This is a genomic window from Cupriavidus sp. GW823-FHT07A04, from assembly GCF_058794615.1.
This window is the reverse complement of sequence record NZ_JBXAHA010000019.1, coordinates 1-17,214: the sequence shown is the minus strand read 5'-3', so window position 1 is coordinate 17,214 and position 17,214 is coordinate 1. Positions and strand designations below refer to the sequence as shown.

Annotated in this window: 17 protein-coding genes; 9 read left to right on the top strand and 8 right to left on the bottom strand. The window is 67.3% G+C overall.

Features of this window, described 5'->3' with window-relative positions; genetic code table 11:
* The first annotated feature begins 68 nt into the window (after positions 1-68).
* The gene (locus tag AC1Q7Q_RS29080; RefSeq protein ID WP_492371299.1) at positions 69-1,610 is read left to right on the top strand and encodes a fatty acyl-CoA synthetase; all 1,542 of its coding nucleotides are present in this window, start codon (positions 69-71) and stop codon (positions 1,608-1,610) included.
* Between the two features lie 10 nt (positions 1,611-1,620).
* Here the strand turns inward: AC1Q7Q_RS29080 and AC1Q7Q_RS29075 are convergent, their stop codons facing one another.
* The 3 genes from AC1Q7Q_RS29075 to AC1Q7Q_RS29065 all read right to left on the bottom strand — a co-directional run bounded on the left by AC1Q7Q_RS29075 (position 1,621) and on the right by AC1Q7Q_RS29065 (position 3,740).
* On the bottom strand, positions 1,621-2,301 hold the full coding sequence (locus AC1Q7Q_RS29075; RefSeq protein ID WP_492371298.1) for a type 1 glutamine amidotransferase domain-containing protein: 681 nt from the start codon (positions 2,299-2,301) through the stop codon (positions 1,621-1,623).
* 130 nt (positions 2,302-2,431) lie between these two features.
* Entirely contained in the window at positions 2,432-3,109 is a 678-nt protein-coding gene (locus AC1Q7Q_RS29070) for an outer membrane lipoprotein (protein WP_492371297.1), read from the bottom strand.
* A 178-nt stretch (positions 3,110-3,287) separates the two neighbouring features.
* Positions 3,288-3,740, bottom strand: coding sequence for a MarR family winged helix-turn-helix transcriptional regulator (locus AC1Q7Q_RS29065; protein WP_492371296.1), 453 nt, complete (start codon positions 3,738-3,740; stop codon positions 3,288-3,290).
* Positions 3,741-3,942: 202 nt separating this feature from the next.
* Here AC1Q7Q_RS29065 and AC1Q7Q_RS29060 point away from each other — a divergent pair, with 202 nt between their 5' ends.
* Both AC1Q7Q_RS29060 and AC1Q7Q_RS29055 read left to right on the top strand, forming a co-directional pair.
* Positions 3,943-4,512: a YggT family protein gene (locus tag AC1Q7Q_RS29060; RefSeq protein WP_492371295.1), complete on the top strand. Its 570-nt coding sequence runs from the start codon at positions 3,943-3,945 to the stop codon at positions 4,510-4,512.
* Positions 4,513-4,721: 209 nt separating this feature from the next.
* The gene (locus AC1Q7Q_RS29055; protein WP_253930380.1) at positions 4,722-5,000 is read left to right on the top strand and encodes a hypothetical protein; all 279 of its coding nucleotides are present in this window, start codon (positions 4,722-4,724) and stop codon (positions 4,998-5,000) included.
* A gap of 157 nt (positions 5,001-5,157) precedes the next feature.
* Here AC1Q7Q_RS29055 and AC1Q7Q_RS29050 read toward each other — a convergent pair whose 3' ends face one another.
* The gene (locus AC1Q7Q_RS29050; protein ID WP_150991598.1) at positions 5,158-6,087 is read right to left on the bottom strand and encodes a LysR family transcriptional regulator; all 930 of its coding nucleotides are present in this window, start codon (positions 6,085-6,087) and stop codon (positions 5,158-5,160) included.
* A 141-nt stretch (positions 6,088-6,228) separates the two neighbouring features.
* Between AC1Q7Q_RS29050 and AC1Q7Q_RS29045 the strand changes: the two genes are divergently transcribed.
* The gene (locus AC1Q7Q_RS29045; RefSeq protein WP_492371294.1) at positions 6,229-7,077 is read left to right on the top strand and encodes an IclR family transcriptional regulator; all 849 of its coding nucleotides are present in this window, start codon (positions 6,229-6,231) and stop codon (positions 7,075-7,077) included.
* Between the two features lie 13 nt (positions 7,078-7,090).
* Here AC1Q7Q_RS29045 and AC1Q7Q_RS29040 read toward each other — a convergent pair whose 3' ends face one another.
* On the bottom strand, positions 7,091-7,972 hold the full coding sequence (locus AC1Q7Q_RS29040) for a phytanoyl-CoA dioxygenase family protein (RefSeq protein WP_492371293.1): 882 nt from the start codon (positions 7,970-7,972) through the stop codon (positions 7,091-7,093).
* Positions 7,973-8,141: 169 nt separating this feature from the next.
* Between AC1Q7Q_RS29040 and AC1Q7Q_RS29035 the strand changes: the two genes are divergently transcribed.
* From AC1Q7Q_RS29035 to AC1Q7Q_RS29015, 5 genes are all read left to right on the top strand, one after another.
* Positions 8,142-9,062, top strand: coding sequence for an AAA family ATPase (locus AC1Q7Q_RS29035; RefSeq protein ID WP_043357117.1), 921 nt, complete (start codon positions 8,142-8,144; stop codon positions 9,060-9,062).
* Positions 9,063-9,068: 6 nt separating this feature from the next.
* On the top strand, positions 9,069-10,115 hold the full coding sequence (locus AC1Q7Q_RS29030; protein ID WP_492371292.1) for a DUF58 domain-containing protein: 1,047 nt from the start codon (positions 9,069-9,071) through the stop codon (positions 10,113-10,115).
* Complete coding sequence (locus AC1Q7Q_RS29025) at positions 10,112-12,139, top strand: transglutaminase TgpA family protein (protein ID WP_492371291.1); 2,028 nt, start codon at positions 10,112-10,114, stop codon at positions 12,137-12,139. Before AC1Q7Q_RS29030 ends, AC1Q7Q_RS29025 begins: the two co-directional genes overlap by 4 nt.
* A 115-nt stretch (positions 12,140-12,254) precedes the next feature.
* Positions 12,255-12,743, top strand: coding sequence for a MarR family winged helix-turn-helix transcriptional regulator (locus AC1Q7Q_RS29020; RefSeq protein ID WP_492371290.1), 489 nt, complete (start codon positions 12,255-12,257; stop codon positions 12,741-12,743).
* Positions 12,740-14,314 (top strand): MFS transporter, encoded by a 1,575-nt coding sequence (locus tag AC1Q7Q_RS29015; RefSeq protein ID WP_492371289.1) that lies wholly within the window; start codon positions 12,740-12,742, stop codon positions 14,312-14,314. The genes AC1Q7Q_RS29020 and AC1Q7Q_RS29015 overlap by 4 nt, the downstream gene beginning before the upstream one ends.
* A 231-nt stretch (positions 14,315-14,545) precedes the next feature.
* Here AC1Q7Q_RS29015 and AC1Q7Q_RS29010 read toward each other — a convergent pair whose 3' ends face one another.
* From AC1Q7Q_RS29010 to AC1Q7Q_RS29000, 3 genes are all read right to left on the bottom strand, one after another.
* Positions 14,546-14,863, bottom strand: coding sequence for a hypothetical protein (locus AC1Q7Q_RS29010; RefSeq protein ID WP_006164639.1), 318 nt, complete (start codon positions 14,861-14,863; stop codon positions 14,546-14,548).
* 271 nt (positions 14,864-15,134) lie between these two features.
* Positions 15,135-16,598: a DegQ family serine endoprotease gene (locus AC1Q7Q_RS29005; protein WP_492371288.1), complete on the bottom strand. Its 1,464-nt coding sequence runs from the start codon at positions 16,596-16,598 to the stop codon at positions 15,135-15,137.
* A 143-nt stretch (positions 16,599-16,741) separates the two neighbouring features.
* Positions 16,742-17,065, bottom strand: coding sequence for a GIY-YIG nuclease family protein (locus AC1Q7Q_RS29000; RefSeq protein WP_492371287.1), 324 nt, complete (start codon positions 17,063-17,065; stop codon positions 16,742-16,744).
* Positions 17,066-17,214 lie beyond the last annotated feature (149 nt).

Here is a 17,214-nt window from a genome sequence, read left to right as displayed (position 1 = left end):
ACGCGATCAAACCCCGCGGCATCGGCTCTCAAGACCTGCTGGACCCTAAAACCATAACGGAGACCACCATGCAGTCAGAGCAGCAGCGCGTCCTGCGCAATACCATCCCCGATGCCCTCGCCCGCGCGGTACGGCGCAGCCCCGACAAGGTGGCGCTGCGCTTTGGCGAACGCAGCTGGACCTATCGCGAACTCGAGGCCGCGGCGGCCAGCGTGGGCGCCGCGCTGCAACGGTGGGGCCTGCGCCCCGGCGACCGCGTGGCGGCGTTCGGCAAGAATTCGGATGCCTACGTGCTGCTGTGGCTGGGCTGCCTGCGTGCCGGGCTGATCCATGTGCCGGTGAATTTCTCGATGACGCGCGGCGAGGTCGAATACATCGTCGCCCAGTCCGGCGCCAGCGCGCTGTTCGCCGACCCGGCGCTGGCCGCGCACGTCGAAGGGCTGCCTTGCCCATTGCTGGGGAGCCTGCATGGCGGCGGCCAGCGCGACGTGCTGACGGCGGCCAAGGGCCCCGCCGGGGAGATCCTCGCCACCCTTGACGACGCCATGCCGGCGCAGATCCTCTACACCTCCGGCACCACGTCCGCGCCCAAGGGGGCGGTGCTGACGCATCGCGCCTTGCTGGCCGAATACATGAGCGCCATCGCCACGTGCGACATCAAGCCGGAGGATGACGCGCTGGCTGCGCTACCGCTCTACCACTCCGCGCAGATGCATGTCTTCCTGATGCCGCTGCTGCTGATGGGCGGCAGCATCCTGCTGGCGCAAAGTCCCGAGCCGGGCTACTGCCTGCGCACGGTGCGCGAGGCCGGCATCACCAGCTTCTTTGCGCCACCCACCGTATGGATTGCGCTGCTGCGCCACGCGGACTTCGATCCGCGCCAGCTGGTCTCGCTGACCAAGGCCTATTACGGCGCCTCGATCATGCCGCTGCCGGTGCTGCAGGAGCTACGCGAGCGACTGCCCGCGCTGGGCTTTTTCAACTGCTACGGACAAAGCGAGATCGGCCCGCTGGCCACGGTGCTCGGCCCCGATGAGCACCGCGAGCGGCCCGCTTCGGCCGGGCGGCCCGTGCTGAATGTGGAAACCCGCATCGTCGACGAAAAGATGCAGGACGCCAGACCCGGCGAGCTCGGCGAGATCGTGCACCGTTCGCCGCAATTGCTCACCGAGTACTGGGACAAGCCGGAGCAGACCGCCGAGGCCTTCAGCGGCGGCTGGTTCCACTCGGGCGACCTGGGCTATATGGACGAGGGCGGCTATCTGTATGTGGTGGACCGCATCAAGGACGTGATCAATTCCGGCGGCGTGCTGGTATCCAGCCGTGAAGTCGAGGAGTGCCTGTACCAGCATGAGGCCGTGGCGGAAGTCGCCGTCTTCGCGCTGCCGCACCCCAAGTGGGTGGAAGCCGTGGCGGCTTGCGTGGTGCTCAAGCGCGAGACGCGCGCTGAGGAGGAGGCGCTGCTTGCCCATGCCCGCGCCGCGCTCGCCCCGTACAAGGTGCCCAAGCGCATCGTGTTCGTGCCCGACCTGCCGCGCAACACCGCCGGCAAACTGCTCAAGCGGCAATTGCGCGAGGATTACGCGAACTTGTTCGGGACAGGCGCGTAGGCGAAGGCGATCAGGACTTCAGCAACGTCAGCAAGGCCTCGGCCGCTGCGGCCGACGAAGCAGGATTCTGCCCGGTCACGAGCCGCTGCGCCACCAGCGCGTAGCTCTGCCAGTCGGCCGCCTTGCTGTAGTGGCCGCCCAACCGCTTGAGTTCATCCTCGACCAGGAAGGGCACCACCTCGGTCAGCTGGACGGCGGCCTCCTCGGCATTGGAAAAGCCGGTCACCGCCTTGCCCCGCACCAGCGGCTCACCGTCCGGGCCACGCACATGGCGCAGCACGCCGGGCGCGTGGCACACGGCGGCAACCGGCTTGCCAGCGGCATACATGCTCTCGATCAGCGCGATGGAAGCGCGATCCTCGGCGAGGTCCCATAACGGGCCGTGGCCACCGGGATAGAACACGGCGTCGTAGTCGCCACCCTTGACCTGCGCGAGCTTTAGCGTGCTGGCCAGGGCAGCCTGGGCCGCGGCGTCCTTGCGCAAGCGTCCGGTGGCTTCGGTCTGCGCATCGGGCGCGTCGCTCTTGGGGTCCAGCGGCGGCTGGCCGCCCTGGGGCGAGGCCAGCGTGATGTCGGCCCCCGCATCGCGGAACACATAGTAGGGCGAGGCAAACTCTTCAAGCCAGAAGCCGGTTTTCTTGCCAGTATTGCCCAACTGGTCATGCGAGGTCAGAACCATCAGGATCTTCATGCTGTGCTCCTTGCTGTGGGATGAACGGCGCCAGGCGAAGGAGCGGGTGCGCTATGCGCGGCCGCCTCTCCACCCGGGAACCCTAACACCCTTAGACCTCAGACAATAGAAGATCCGGGCAACCCCATCGTCAGTAAGGCATTGCCACGCCGTTCTGCACCTTGACCCGGTCGCCGTTGCGCAGGTTGTACGGCGTCGACTGGGTCAGCGTGAGGTAGCTGTTGTCGGTGGTGCGCACGCGGATGCGGTACGCGGGCGGTGCCGTGTTGGCACGCTTCTCCACCTCGTTGCCGGCCACCGCGCCAACCACCGCGCCGCCGATGGTCGCGACCGTATTGCCGCGGCCGCCGCCCACCTGGTGGCCGAGCAGGCCGCCAACCATGCCGCCGATCAAAGTACCGGCGACGCCGCCGCTAGCCGGCTGTCCCGGCAACATCTCGATGGATTCAACCTGGCCATAGCGCACGCCGTAGGCATCGTTGCCGTAGGCGGCTTGCGGCTGGCTCGCCTGCGGATAGCCGGCTTGCGGGTAACCCTGTTGCGGATAGCTCTCCTGTACCGGCGCCTGCGGGTAGCCCGATTGCGGGTAGTCGGCCTGAGGGTAAGCGGGTTGCTGGTAGCCCTGCTGCGGATAGGCCACGGGGTAAGCGCCACCCGCCTGCGTGCTGCTGCCGTACGTGCCCGAATTGCCATAGGCCCCGTAGCCGCCATACCCGCCGCCATATGGCGCGCTCACGCAGCCGGCCAGGGCGCCCGCTGCAAGCAAGGCAAGCGCGGCGGTACGAAGGGGGAAAGAAGGGAAAGGCATCGGGGAAACTCCTGCGGTAGCAACGCGAGTGGGAATGCGCGCGAGTCTAGGGCCGCAGGAGCGCCTCGGGTGTCACCGAGGCTTGTGATTGGTAACCGCCTGTAACGGGGAGTGCCTGCCGGGTTAAAAAAACCCTTTTTCCCGCTTCAGGAATGCTTCAGGGGTGCTTCAAGGGCGCTCAGACGCGCTCCGCGCCATCGTCGTTGAAGGCCGTGAGGCGTGCCACGCGGAAGGTGCCGCGCAGCGATTCCAGCTCGCTCCGGTGCAGCATGGCCAGCCGGTTAAGGAAGCGCTCGCCCTTGGCCATCAGGTGGACCTCGACAATGCGGCGGTCATCCGGGTTGGCCTTGCGCTTGACCAGCCCGGCCGCCTCGCAGCGGTTGACCAGCGCGACCACGCCGTGCTGCTTGGCCTGCAAGCGCTCGGCGAGCTCGCCGATCGATGCCCAGTCCTTGCCGGCACAGCCGCGGATATGCAGCATCAGCAGGTATTGCTGCACGGTCAGCCCTTCGCTCTGGGCGGCATCTTCTGAAAACCGCAGGAAACGCCGCAGTTGGTAGCGAAAATCGGAAAGTGCCTCGAAATCCTGCTTGTCAAGCGGGGATTTGGATGCGGCAGGCTGGCGGGTCATAAGGGGCAGCGTCTGGGCGCTGGGGAACTTGGCTCGACGCTCATTATAGGGGCTGCCCCCAGCGGTTCCGCGGACGTGCGGCAGTGCCAGGTTCCGGGGCCAGGCCAGGGTTTCGACCTGCGCCGATGCGGGTATGGCAGAATCTGTGCGTTCGCAGACACTCCTGACTGCCGACATCACACTTCCACCGGAATCGAAACCGATGTTCTCGGAAATCGCCCTTTTCCTGCTCGATACCGTCTTCAGCTTGTTCGGCATGGCGCTGCTGCTGCGCCTGTGGATGCAATGGACACGGCTGCCCACGCGCAATCCCGTCTCGCAAGGCGTATTCCAGGTCACCGACTGGCTGGTGCGGCCCTTACGCCGGTTCATTCCCGGCCTTGGCGGCATCGACTGGGCCACCTTGATCGGCGCCTGGCTGACCGCCCTGGCGTTCCTGCTGCTGGTGCTGCTGGTCTCCGGCGCCGACCCGCTGACCTACCTGCCGCTGATCCTGCTGATCGCCGTGCTCAATGTGCTGAAGTGGGGCATCAGCATGGTGATGTGGGTCACGCTGCTGATGGCGATTCTGTCGTGGGTCAACCCGCACTCACCCGTTACGCCCGCCATCAACCACCTGACCGAGCCGCTGCTGCGCCCGATCCGCCGCGTGATTCCGCGCCTGGGCGGCTTCGATATCTCGCCGCTGGCGCTTTTCGTGATCGCGCAGATCCTGCTGATGATCATTGCCCGCCTTGGCGCGGGATTGTTCGGCGCGCGATTTGGCCTCTGAAGACATCTAAAGACCACTAAAGACCTCTGAAGGTCTTTGAAGGCCCCGCCGGCAAGGGATGTCTGTGGGTGCCCCGGGCCCAGGCCCGGGGCATTGTCCATAGTGACGAACAGTGTTTTGGTGATTGACGCTTTTTCCTGGGCAGATGTAGGCATACATTACAGCCAACGTGGAACACACCACGATATGCCCGAAGGAAGAAAAGCATCATGAAGACCCTCGCACAAACCCGCACCCTCGCCGTTTCCCTCCTCTGCGCCATCGGCCTGTCGATGGCCGCCGCCTCCGCGCACGCCAGTACGCCGGTTTCCGACCTGGCTCGCCTCGATGGCAGCATCGGCCGCACGGTCGACGCGTTCACCGACGGTGCCCGCAACGGCCCGCGCGACCCGTTCACCGATGGCGCCCGCAGCGGCCCGCGTGACCCGTACACCGACGGCGCGCGCGGCGTGAACGAGCCCCGCAGCAGCTTCAGCGACGGCGCCTGAACGCAACCTGGCATTCGCCAGGTGTGGAAGAGACAGTTAGATAGTCAGAGATAGTCAGCAAGTGCTCACGGTGTGAGCAACATTGTCAGCGCGGACATGGGCAGGCCTGCCAGCCGCCCACCCCCAACCGCAATGACCCCCACAGCCGCGCCAGCCCTCACGGGCCGGGCGCGGCTGCGTCGTTTCGGTCCTGCAGTTCGGAGGCCATCATGGCTTCCACCGCCTCCATGAAGACGCGTACCTTGCGCGGCTGCAGCCGGCGATCGGGCAGCAAGGCAAAGACCCGCAGCGGCGGCGGCGGGTAGTCCGGCAGCACCTTGACCAGCCGTCCCTGGGCGACTTCTGCTTCGCAATAGATCAGCGACAACCGGGCAATGCCAAGGCCGGCCAGGGCGCCCTGCAGCCGCAGCTCGGCGTTGGCGGTCTGCATGCGCGGCCGGATCGGTACCGCCACGCGCTCGCCATCGCGGGTAAATTCCCACATGCCGTCACCGGGCGTGGTCAGGGTTGGCAGGTTGGCCAGGTCTTCGGGCTGCAGTTGCAGCGGCAGGCCGGCGGCCAGCGCCGGCGCCGCGAACAGGCCTCGCTCCACATGATAGATGCGCCGCGCCACGGTCCCGGAATCGGGCAGGTCGGCATCGACCGCGACAAAGGCGACGTCGAATCCGTCACGAATGGGATCGACCATGCCTTGCGAGATCTCCACCTTCACGTCCAGTGCCGGGTGGGCCGCCAGCGTGCGGCAGATCACGCCGCCCAGTTGCTGGGCGCCAAACTCGTACGGCGCGGCGATGCGCAGCACGCCTTGCACCCGCTCTTCGCGCGCCAGTGTTTCCTGGCGGATCTCACGCAGCCGCGCGAACAAGGGCGCCACGTCGCGGTACACCGCGCTGCCGGCGTCGGTCAGGCGCATGCGCCGGGTTGTGCGCTGGAGCAGCTTGGAGCCGATGGCCGACTCAAGCCGCGCAACCGCCGCCGAGACCCGGGACTTGGGACAGTCGAGCTGCTCGGCCGCAGCCGTGAAAGTGCCTTGCTCCACCACGCAGCAGAAGGCTTCCCAATCGTTCCACTGGATTGTCTCGTTCACCAGGCGATGTTTCCTTTACAAGCTATGTTTCCCAAACGCGCGACATTATGCGCGCAGCGGGCGCGCCACTGGCGCGCGTCCCGCATTTCCTCTACCCTTTCGGCCTTTCCGTGTGTATTCGGCAATCAGCCGAACCAACCGATGGCCAGCCCTGCCGCTCCCGACAATTCCGACCACCCGGCCACGGATGCTTCCGTGGCGCCCGCCGCCGCGCCGGGCCCGGAGAAACCGAGCGATAGCTATGTGCAGTCCTTTGCACGCGGGCTCTCGGTCATCCGTGCCTTTGACGCGCAGCACCCCGCCCAGACGCTGAGCGAGATCGCGCAGGCCAGCGGCCTGACCCGCGCCGGCGCGCGGCGCATTCTGCTGACCCTGGTCGGCCTGGGCTATGTGCGCGCCGATGGCCGCCTGTTCCGCCTGACCCCCAAGATCCTCGACCTGGGCTTCGCCTACCTGACCTCGATGCCGTTCTGGAACCTGGCCGAGCCGATCATGGAGGCGTTGTCGCAGGAGGTGCGTGAAAGCTGCTCGATCTCCGTGCTGGACGGCACCGAGATTGTCTACGTGCTGCGGGTGCCAGCGCGCAAGATCATGACGATCAACCTGTCCATCGGCAGCCGGCTTCCGGCCTATTGCTCGTCGATGGGCCGCGTGCTGCTGGCCGGCCTGCCGCTTGAGGAGCTCGACCGGGTGCTGGGCGCTAGCGAACTGCGCGCCCGTACCAGCCGCACCGTCACCGATCCCGCCGAGCTCAAGGCCATCATCGCCGGCATCCGCACACGCGGCTGGGCCCAGAACGACCAGGAGCTGGAAGAAGGGCTGGTTTCGCTGGCCGCGCCGATCCGCAACCGTGCCGGCCAGGTCATCGCCGCCATCAATATCAGCGGCCAGGCCAACCGCACCAGCGCCGACGACATGGCCAGCAGCTTCCTGCCGCCACTGCTGGCCGCCTCCGAGAAAATCTCGAACCTGATCAGCCTGCGGAGCTGATGCGCCAGCGCGGTTAGCGCATGGGCGTTGCCGGCGTGGGCAGCTCGACGCTGCCGAACTCGGCCGAGCGGGTGCCCGGCAGCGGATGGTTGCTGGCACCGTGGTAGGCGAAGGCGACCGACAACTTGACCGCTTCGGAAACGTTCTGGCCCGCGCTGTGAAACAGCCGGCTGTCGAACAGCAGCACGTCGCCGCGTTCCAGGGCCAGCGGCCGCACGCCTTGCAGCATGGCCTGGCTGGCCGGATGCGACTCGATCAGGAATTCGGCCGCATCGAGCTGGCCGGGTTCGAGCGCGACGGTGTGCGAGCCGGGAATCACGCGCAGCACGCCGTTGCTCTCATCCTCCCTGCCCAGCGCCAGCCACACCGTCACCAGCTCCGGGCGAGCAAATGACCAGTAGCGGGTATCACGGTGCCAGCCGGTCTGGCTGCCATAGTGCGGATGCTTGGTCATCACGCAGTTGTGGTGAGCGAGAGTCAGGCGCACCGGCTCGCCCAGCAAGCTCGCCACCACCTGCCCCACCGCGGGATCGGCGGCCCATGCACGGAACGCATCGTCGCGCCCATAGGCCTGGCGCAAGCGCCGCACCGTGGCCCCTCCGACGGCGTCGCGGCTTGCGGGCGCGCCGGGATAGCCTAGCTCGGCTTCATATTCGACCGGCGCCGCCGCCGCGGCCAGTTGCGCGCGTGCAACCTGCTCGAGCTGGTCGCAGACCGCGGGCGGGGCAAAGCCGCGCAGCACGATATAGCCATCTGCGTGAAAGGCGCGGTTGAGTTCGTTCAAGTCTGCAGCGGTCGGGGCGATGGCCGAAGCGATGGAAGCGGTGGAAACCTTGGAAGCCGTGGAAGCCACTTTGGAAGCGGCACCCGGCGGGACAGCAAGCGGGGAGTTCATTGCAGCGGATGGGGGGTTGGCTGGGCCGACAGCTTCGATAATGCCAGAAGCCGGGCGAATCGGCGCGCCCCGCGTGTGTTGGGTGCCCGTTGCGTGCGCAAACAGACTGTTCCCGCGCCTAGGCGCGCCGCTACAATGGCCGGGTTCTCCCCCGACCCGCAGGCTCCACGTGACAGCTCGCCCACGCATCGTCGCATCGCTCTCCGAGGCGGAAGCCCAGCTTGGCCGCATCGTCCTGGGCAAGCCCCGGCAGATCCGGCTGGCGCTGGCCTGCATGCTGGCACGTGGCCATCTGCTGCTGGAGGACCTGCCGGGCGTGGGCAAGACCACGCTCGCCCACGCGCTGGCGCGCACGTTGGGGCTACAGTTCCAGCGCGTGCAGTTCACCAGCGACCTGTTGCCCGCCGACCTGATCGGCGTCTCCGTCTTCGTGCGCGACAGTGCGGAATTCCGCTTCCATCGCGGCCCCGTGTTCGCGCAGGTGGTGCTTGCCGACGAGATCAACCGCGCCACCCCCAAGACGCAGAGCGCCCTGCTGGAGGCGATGGCGGAGGGACAAGTCACCCACGACGGCGTCACCCATGCCTTGCCGTCCCCGTTCTTTGTCATCGCCACGCAGAATCCGCTGGACCAGATCGGCACGCACGCCTTGCCCGAATCGCAGCTCGACCGCTTCACCATGCGCCTGTCGCTGGGTTATCCCGATCCGGCTTTCGAGCGCGTGCTCTACCTCGGCGGGGCAGCGCCCGCGGCCGGCACGCCCGTGATGGATGCCGAGCAGGTGGCCGCGCTGCAGCAGGCCGCGGCCCAGGTCTATGCCGGCCCGGCGCTGGTGGACTACGCCCTGGCGCTGGTGCAGGCCACACGCGCGCACTCCGCCTTTGCCGCCGGGCTGTCGCCGCGGGCAGGCCTGGCGCTGCTGGCCTGCGCGCGCGCCTGGGCGCTGCTGCACCAGCGCGACAGCGTGCTGCCCGAAGACGTGCAGGCGGTCTTCATGCCAGTGGCGGGCCACCGGCTGCTGCCGTCCGGCGCAGCCGGCGGTGGCCAGGAGGCGCTTACCCGCCTGCTGGCTGACGTAGCCATTCCCTGACGCCCGATGGCACGCGGCCGGCCGTTTTCCTCGCCGGGCACGGCATCCCCGGCCGCGCCTGGCCCCAAGCGGCAGGCATGGGCGTCGCCACCCTGGCTGCAGCGCCGGCGCGCCCCCCGGCAAGGCGTGGTAACGCTCGACCGCCGTCACCTGTACATCTTGCCCACCCGGGCCGGCCTGGGCTTCGCGGTGTTGCTGATGGCCATGCTGCTGACTTCGCTGAACTACAACATCAGCCTGGGCTTCGCCCTCACCTTCCTGCTCGGCGGCATCGGCATGGCCTGCATGTGGCAGGCCTACCGCAACCTGCTCGACATGACGGTGGCCGGTGTCAGCGCGGCGCCAGCCTTTGCCGGCGAGCCGGCGGCATTCAGCCTGCGCATTTCAGGCAGCGACGCGCCGGTGCGCATCGGCGTGGAGGCGAGCCTGCCGGCCCAGGCCGGCGCGCTGCCTGCCCGCCTGAGCCTGGCACGGGATGCCTCCGGCCAGCTGATCTTGCACATGCCTACCAGCCAGCGCGGCTGGCTGGCGCTGCCGCGCGTCACGCTGTCGAGCCGTTTTCCGCTGGGCCTGTTCCGGGTGTGGAGCTATGCCGACCTGCCGCTGGCCGCGCTGGTCTACCCAAGGCCGGAACCTGGCGCACCGCCTCTGCCTTTTGCCGCGCAGCCCGACGACGATGGCGCGGCGTCCTTGCCCTCGGACGATGGCACGGATCAGTTGCGGCGCTACCGCAGCGGCGATCCGCTGCACCGCATCGCCTGGAAACATAGCGCGCGTACCGGCCGCTGGCTGAGCCGCACCGGCGAGGCCGGCAGCCTGCCGACCTGCTGGCTGGACTGGCAGGCCCTGCCACAACAACTCGGCATCGAGGCGAGGCTATCGCGCCTGTGCGCCTGGGTGGTGGCCGCGGGCGACACCATGGAAATCGGCCTGCGGCTGCCTGGGGTCGATATCCCGCCCGGCCGCGGGGGCGCGCATCGCCGCGCCTGCCTCGAAGCCCTGGCCCTGTGGCCGGGACGCGCAGGTCAAGCCCCGCCGGAAAGCACACCGTGAAGCTGCCACCGCGCCCCCTTGCGCACGAAGAGCATGGCCTGCTGCTGAGCCAGCTGGCACTGGTGCTCGCGCCGCAGGCGCGCAGCCTGCCGGTGACCATCAGCGTCTTGCTGGTCTTGCTGCTGGCGTGGCGCTGGCTGTTGTGGCACCAGCGCGCGCCGCTGCCCTCGCGCCTAATGCTCGGGATCATCGCGGGACTGGTGATGCTGGTGGCCGCCGCACTGGTCTGGCAGGCCGGCGGCAACATGGGGCGCGACCTGTCGGTGGCGCTGCTGGGCGCCTTCGTCGTGCTCAAATTGCTGGAGTGCCGGGTGCTGGCCGATGCCACGCTGGTTACCCAGCTGTGCTTTTACCTACTGCTGAGCCTGTACCTGTTTGACCAGCCGTTCTGGCTGGCCTTGTACAGCCTTGCCATTGCCGCCTGGCTGCTGCGCAACTGGCTTTTCCTGGGGCATCCCGAGGCGCGCGGCTATCTTGCCGTGTGGCCGTTGCTCGGCCGCCTGACGCTGATCGGGCTACCCTGGGCGCTGCTGCTCTTTGTCTTGTTTCCGCGCCTGGATCGTCCACTGTGGCGGCTGCCGCAAGCCGAGGCCGTGGCCACTACCGGCATCAGCGACACCATGAGCCCGGGCAGCGTGAGCCGGCTCACCCAGTCGACCGAAGTCGCACTGCGCGCCGACGTGCAAGGCGGTCCGTTGCCGGCCAGCGCCCTGTACTGGCGCGCGCTGGTGCTGTGGCAATTCGATGGACAGACCTGGCGGCCATCGCCACTGCGGCAGCGGCGCGCGCAGCCGGCGCCGGGCTTGCCGGCGGCCAACGACACGGCTGCGGATGCCGGGCCTGGCGAAACGGTTGGCAACGCCTCGGCCAACGGGATCGTCAACTACAGCATCACGCTGGAGCCCAACCAGCACGCGTGGCTGTTCCTGCTCGACCGTGGCCAGGCGATTGCCCCCGGCGCCGGCGCGGTGATCAATGCCGACGGGGAGTTTTTTACGCGCGACCCGGTGGACCGGCGCCTGCGCTACCGCGCGCGTTCGGCTCCCGCCGCAGCGCAGCCTCTCGATCTGGCGACGCGAGAGCTGGCGCTGGCATTGCCGCCGGGCAACCCGCGCACGCGGGCACTCGCCGCCGCGTGGGCGGAGCAATACCCGGATCCCGCCCAGCGGGCGCAGGCCGCGCTGCGGCTGTTTGCCGCCGCGCCGTTCAGCTACACGCTCTCGCCTTCGCCGCTTGGCCACGAGCAGGTCGACAGTTTCCTGTTCGACACGCAACGCGGCTTTTGCGAGCATTACGCCAGCAGCTTCGTGTTCCTGATGCGCGCGGCCGGCGTGCCCGCGCGCGTGGTCACCGGATATCTCGGCGGCGAGTACAACCCCATCGGCGGCAACTACATCGTGCGGCAGGCCGATGCCCACGCATGGGCGGAAATCTGGCTCGAAGGGCGCGGCTGGGTGCGCGTCGATCCCACCAGCGCGGTGGCGCCAAGCCGGGTCGAGCGCGGCATCGACGCCGCACTGGAGGCCAGCGAGATCGAAGCGCTGCACGCGATGCGAGCCTCGGGCTGGCTGCGGAACCTGCGCTGGGGCATGGACGGCATGGTCTACACCTGGCAGCGCTGGGTATTGCAATACGATCGCGGCCAGCAGGCCCGCCTGATGCAGCAGCTCGGCATCGGCGACAGCGTGCCGCAAGTCCTGCTGGGTGGACTGGCGGCGCTGAGCCTGCTGGCGCTCCTGCCGCTCGTGCTCAAGCGCCGCCGGATCGATCCCGTGCAAGCCGCCTACGCACGCTTCTGCCGCCAGCTGGCACGCCGCGGTTGCGTGCGCGCGCCGTCCGAAGGGCCGCAAGATTTTGCAGCGCGGGCCGCGCGCGCCCTCCCGGCTGCCGCGCTGGCAGTGCGGGACTTCAGCGATCGCTACACCAGGCTGCGCTACGGCCGCCTGGCGCCGGCGCAGCACTCGGCCGAGCTTGCCGGGCTGCGCCAAGCGCTGCGGCGGCTTTGCCGTCACCTTGCTCGCTGAGCATAGCGAGCGCCGGGAGGCATCAGCGCCCTGACTTGTTTCAGATGATATAATTGCGTTTGTAATTATATTGCCGGACCGGCTCCGTTGCTCCGGCATCACCTGACTCCCCGCCATGTCCTTCGAAGACCGCATTGACCGCTTCTGCGCGGGCCATCCGGAAGCACCGCGCGACCTGATCCTGGCGTCCCGGCTGCTCATGCGCACCGCACGCCTGCTGCGCAGCCACATCGATCGCGCGCTAGCGGCCTTCGAGCTGGACCTGCAGCAATACCTCGCCATCAGCCTGCTCGCCACCGACGACGACCAGCCCAGCCTGCCATCCGAGCTCGGCATCACGCTCGACGCCACGCGCACGCAGATGACCCGGCTGATGGACGGCCTCGAAGCGCGCGGCCTGGTGCGCCGGCACACCTCGGCGCAGGACCGCCGCAGCACCGAGCTGGTACTGACAGCCGCCGGCCACCGCATGCTGGAGCGTGCCGCCCCGGCCGTGCATGCGGCCTACGCCGAAGCCTGGGGGCCGGTAGGCGAAAGCGGCCTGGCCGCTGCCACGCGTGCGCTCAACCGGATGCACCAGAACCTGCTGACGCTGGAACCATGAAAACCGTGTCTGCCTTACGGCCGCTGCGGCTCGGGCTGCGGTGGCTGCGCCTGCTCAGCCACCGGCAGCGCCAGACCCTGGTGATGTTGCTGCTTGCGCTGGCCACCTCGGTGGAGTTCCTTGAGAACATCATGTTCGTGTTCGCATCGAGCCATATCGTTGGCGGCGTCGATGCCGATCCGCGCAGCTTCGCCCTGGTCCAGGCCGCGTACGCGGTGGGCAGCATGTTGATGATCCTCAAGCAGCAGTGGCTGGCGCAGCGCTTTGGCTATCGCTACTACCTCACCGGCGCGCTGCTGATCTTCATGGCGGGCACGCTGGCGGCGGCCACCAGCCATTCGCTGCCGCAGCTGGTGGGCGCGCGCTTTGTGCAGGGCGTGGGCGGCGGGGCGCTGTTTACCAGCTGCCGCATCTTGGTCAATGTGATGTTCGCGCCGGCCGACCGGCCACGCGCTTCGCGCATCTTCATGCTGGGGATCTTTGCCGCCTCCGCGCTGGCGCCCGCCATGGCAGCCGAGCTAATCGACCGTGGCGTGTGGCAGGACGTGTTCTACGGCGTGCTGCCCTTCGCCGCGCTGGCAACGCTGGGGGCGTGGCTGCTGCTGCCAGACGCCGAGCCGCGCGAGGACGATCCCGGCCCCGCGCTGGGCCCGCTGCTGCTATTCGGCGCGGCGGTGGTGACCCTGCAGGCCGCCATGACGGAGGCGCGCTTCGATATCTTCTCGCACCCACTGCGGCTGGCGCTGATCTGCGCGGCGGGTGTCGGACTGCTGATGGGGTTTCTCTGGCAGCAATGGCATCACAGCACGCCGGTGCTCCATCTGCGCGCGCTGCGCAATCCGGTCTACCTGACCGGGCTGGCCATGTATTTTGTTTACTACCTGATCAGCAACCTGAGCAGCTACGTGTTCCCGATCTACGCCGAGCAGGCGCTCGGGCTGCCGCTGGCGACCACCGGCTGGCTCAACACCTTCGCCGCCACGGTCAGCCTGGCCGGCATCTTCGTCTACCTGCGCCTGGCCCCAAAACTGCCGCACAAGAAGCCGCTGATGGCAAGCGGCCTGCTGCTGATGGCCGGGGCCGCGTGGTGGTTTTCGTCGATGCCGCCCAACGCTGGCCCGTCGGCGCTGGCGTGGGGACTGGTGGGCAAGGGCCTGTTTGGCGTGATGGTCATCATCCCGATTGCCGGACTCACCTTCCGTTCGCTGGCAGGCGACGATTTCGCCCACGGCTACCGCAGCAAGAACCTGCTGCGCCAGATCGCCGCGTCCTTCGCGTCCGCGCTTGGCGCCGTGCTTTTGCAGAACCGGCAGTTCGCGGTACACACGAGCCTGACCGGCGCCCTTGGCCAGCACACGGCAGAGACGCAGCAGTGGATGGCGGCCGCCCAGGCAGCCTTGAGCGCGCGTGGGCTGGATCCGGGCCATGCCTATCAGGCCGCGCTGGCGCAGCTTGCCGGCCTGGTCGATACGCAGGCCAGGCTGATTGCCTGCGAGGATCTGTATCGGCTGATCGCGGCGCTTGCGCTGATGGCTGCTGTCTTTATGCTGGCGCAACGCCGTCTCGATTGAAGCGCGCTTGCTGCAAGACTGGGAGTTGGATGCCGGGGCGCGGGCAGATCTGTCTGCCGCACAGGCTACGCAGTGTCGGCCCGAGGGGCTGGAGCAGCGTGTTGGATCTGGTAAATCTGGCTGAATCTGGCTGGCATGCCGGAGCGGATCGCTCCGGGGAGTCGCGGCGCGGGGCGCGCGCGGCTGTCGCTTTCCGGGAAAGCGTCGGGTCGGCTAGTTAATCGGTTCTAGTCAGAACAGAGCGAGCTGGCGCATGCCAAAGCCGATGGTTTCTTCCACGCGCATGCGGGCGTGAGCGAGCGAGCCCTCCGCACCGGAGTAATTGCCTGCGGCCCAGTGATAGACCACCGGCATGTCGCCGCGATCGGACAGGCGAACTTCGCCCAGTTTCTCGCCGCGCTCATTGCGGTAGAAATGCGAACGGTAGCCACGCTCCCAGTGCGGGGCTTCGGCTTTCTTGCGTCGGCGCGGGGTGGGCGAGGCTTGCGGCAGGCGCCGCGCTCTCTCGGTACCCGTGGTCGCGGACGCGCGGGTGAAATCCAACTGCATAGACTTCCTTGTGTCATCGAGTCTGCAGGACAATTTCGCATTAATGGCCCAGGATGGTCAAGGCCGTTACTGCGTGTCCTGCTTCGCAGTCGAGATGATACCTGTTACCGCGCGTTCTGGCAGCCCTATTGCACCGGAATTCGGCGTCCACTAAGGCTTGGCGGGCCGACACGTATACCTTCGCGCCGGCCCGTCCGCCATTTATGCCGAGGTTAACTCGGGGTTAACTTCGCGGTTAACTCCCTGGCTAACTCCGTGGCCGGCTTTGCCGTTAACCCAGGTCCAGTGGGATAAAGATACGGGCATCGTCACGTTGCACCAGCAGTGCAACCTGCTTGCCAGACTTCGCTACCAGGGCCCGCAACTGCTCCGCCGAGCTGATCGGCGTGCCGTTGATGGACAGGATGACGTCACCCGGCTGGATGCCCACCTTGGCCGCCGGGCCTGCGACATCTTCGACCACCAGCCCGCCGTCGATCCCGCTGTCGCGCTTCTCGGTCGGGCTCAGCGGGCGAACCGCCAGGCCAAGCTTGCCGCCGGCGTCATTGGCGGGGGTCTTGCCAGCGATTGCCGCATCCTTGGCCGTGCCGACCTTCACCGTCAGGGTCAGGGGCTCGCCCTTGCGGATCACCTTCAGCGAAGTCTGCGTGCCCGGCGCAATGTCGGCCACATGCTCAGGCAAGTCGCCCGAATGGTCGATCACGTCGTTGCCAAGCTGCACGATCACGTCGCCCGGTTTGAGGCCGGCCTTGGCGGCCGGGCTGTCCGGCTCCACCGAGTTGACCAGCGCCCCGCTAGGCTTGGGCAGGCCGAACGATTGCGCCAGGGCCTGGTTGATCTCCTGCACGCCGATGCCGAGACGGCCGCGCGTGACCTTGCCATGCGCCACCAGCTGCGCCTGCACCTTGGTGGCCACGTCGATGGGAATCGAGAACGACAACCCCTGGTAACCGCCGGTCTGGCTGTAGATCTGCGAATTGATGCCGATCACTTCGCCCCGCTGGTTGAACAGAGGGCCGCCCGAGTTGCCGGGATTGACCGCGACATCGGTCTGGATAAACGGCACATAGGTGTCATCGGGCAAGGAGCGCGATTTCGCGCTGACGATGCCGCCGGTGACCGTATTCTCGAAACCGTAAGGCGAGCCGATGGCCAGCACCGGCTCACCCACGCGTACGCGCGAGGGGTCGCCCAGGCGCACGGTCGGCAGATCCTTGGCGTCGATCTTGATCACTGCGACGTCCGTTTGCGCATCCGCGCCCAGCACCTTGGCCTTGAATTCGCGGCGGTCGGTCAGTTTGACCGTCACCTCCTGAGCGCCGTCCACCACGTGCGCATTGGTCAGGATCAGACCCTCGGGGCTGACGATAAAGCCCGAGCCAAGGCCACGCACAAGTTGCTGCTGGCCATTCTGCGGTCCCTGGAATTGCGGGCCGAAGCGCTTGAAGAACTGGAACAGGGGATCATCCGGGTCCATGCCCTGCGGCACTTGCGCCGAAGCGTGCTGGGCACGCGCCGTAACACTGATATTGACCACCGCCGGACCGTACTGGTCGACGATGCTCGAGAAATCGGTGGGCGCGGCCACGGCCAGCGGCTGGGCCGAGGCCGTCACGGGCGCCTGGGCGGCATATCCCGGCGTGATCACTTCCTTCTGCAGATAGGCATACCCCCCGGCAAGAGCGGCCAGGGCAGCAATGCCAATGGCGGAGCGTGCAAGCGTCTGGCGAATCATGGCGTTTTCCTTTCTTGGTTACCTCAGGCGTCCGGGCTATCTGGACGCGACAGGACCATCCTAAAGGCCGATCCTTAAACCAGACTTAAGGAAGCGTAGAAGGCACTGTCGGGATCAAGAAGGGTGCCACCGATGCGGGGTATTCAAGGTGCGAGGATATTGCTCAAGCCAGGATCGACGGCTGAAGCATCGGGCATCTCTGTCGCCAATTGCGCGCAAAAACTCCGCTTCTGCGCGGAAGTCAGCCGCTTCGCCGCCGCTTCAGCTTTTGAGGCTTCCGAGCGATTGTCGAAGCGCTGCCAGCCCAGGATCCTGACTGGCTTGCGCGATCGCGTATATTTAGCGCCCGTTCCTGCCAGATGCTGGGCGAAGCGCCGCTCCACATCCGTGGTGATACCGGTGTAGATCGTGTTGCCCTCGCATTCGAGCAGGTAAAGAAACCACGGGGCTTCGCCGTCAGCTGGCATTCGAAATGAGCTAGAAAAGGGGAGGCAAGATGGCCGGAGCGGCAATTATGCTTGCTGCCATCACTTTTCGCAGCCGCAAAAGCAAAACCCCCCAGTACTTTCGTACTGGGGGGTTTCAAGGGAGAGCCTGGCGATTACCTACTTTCACA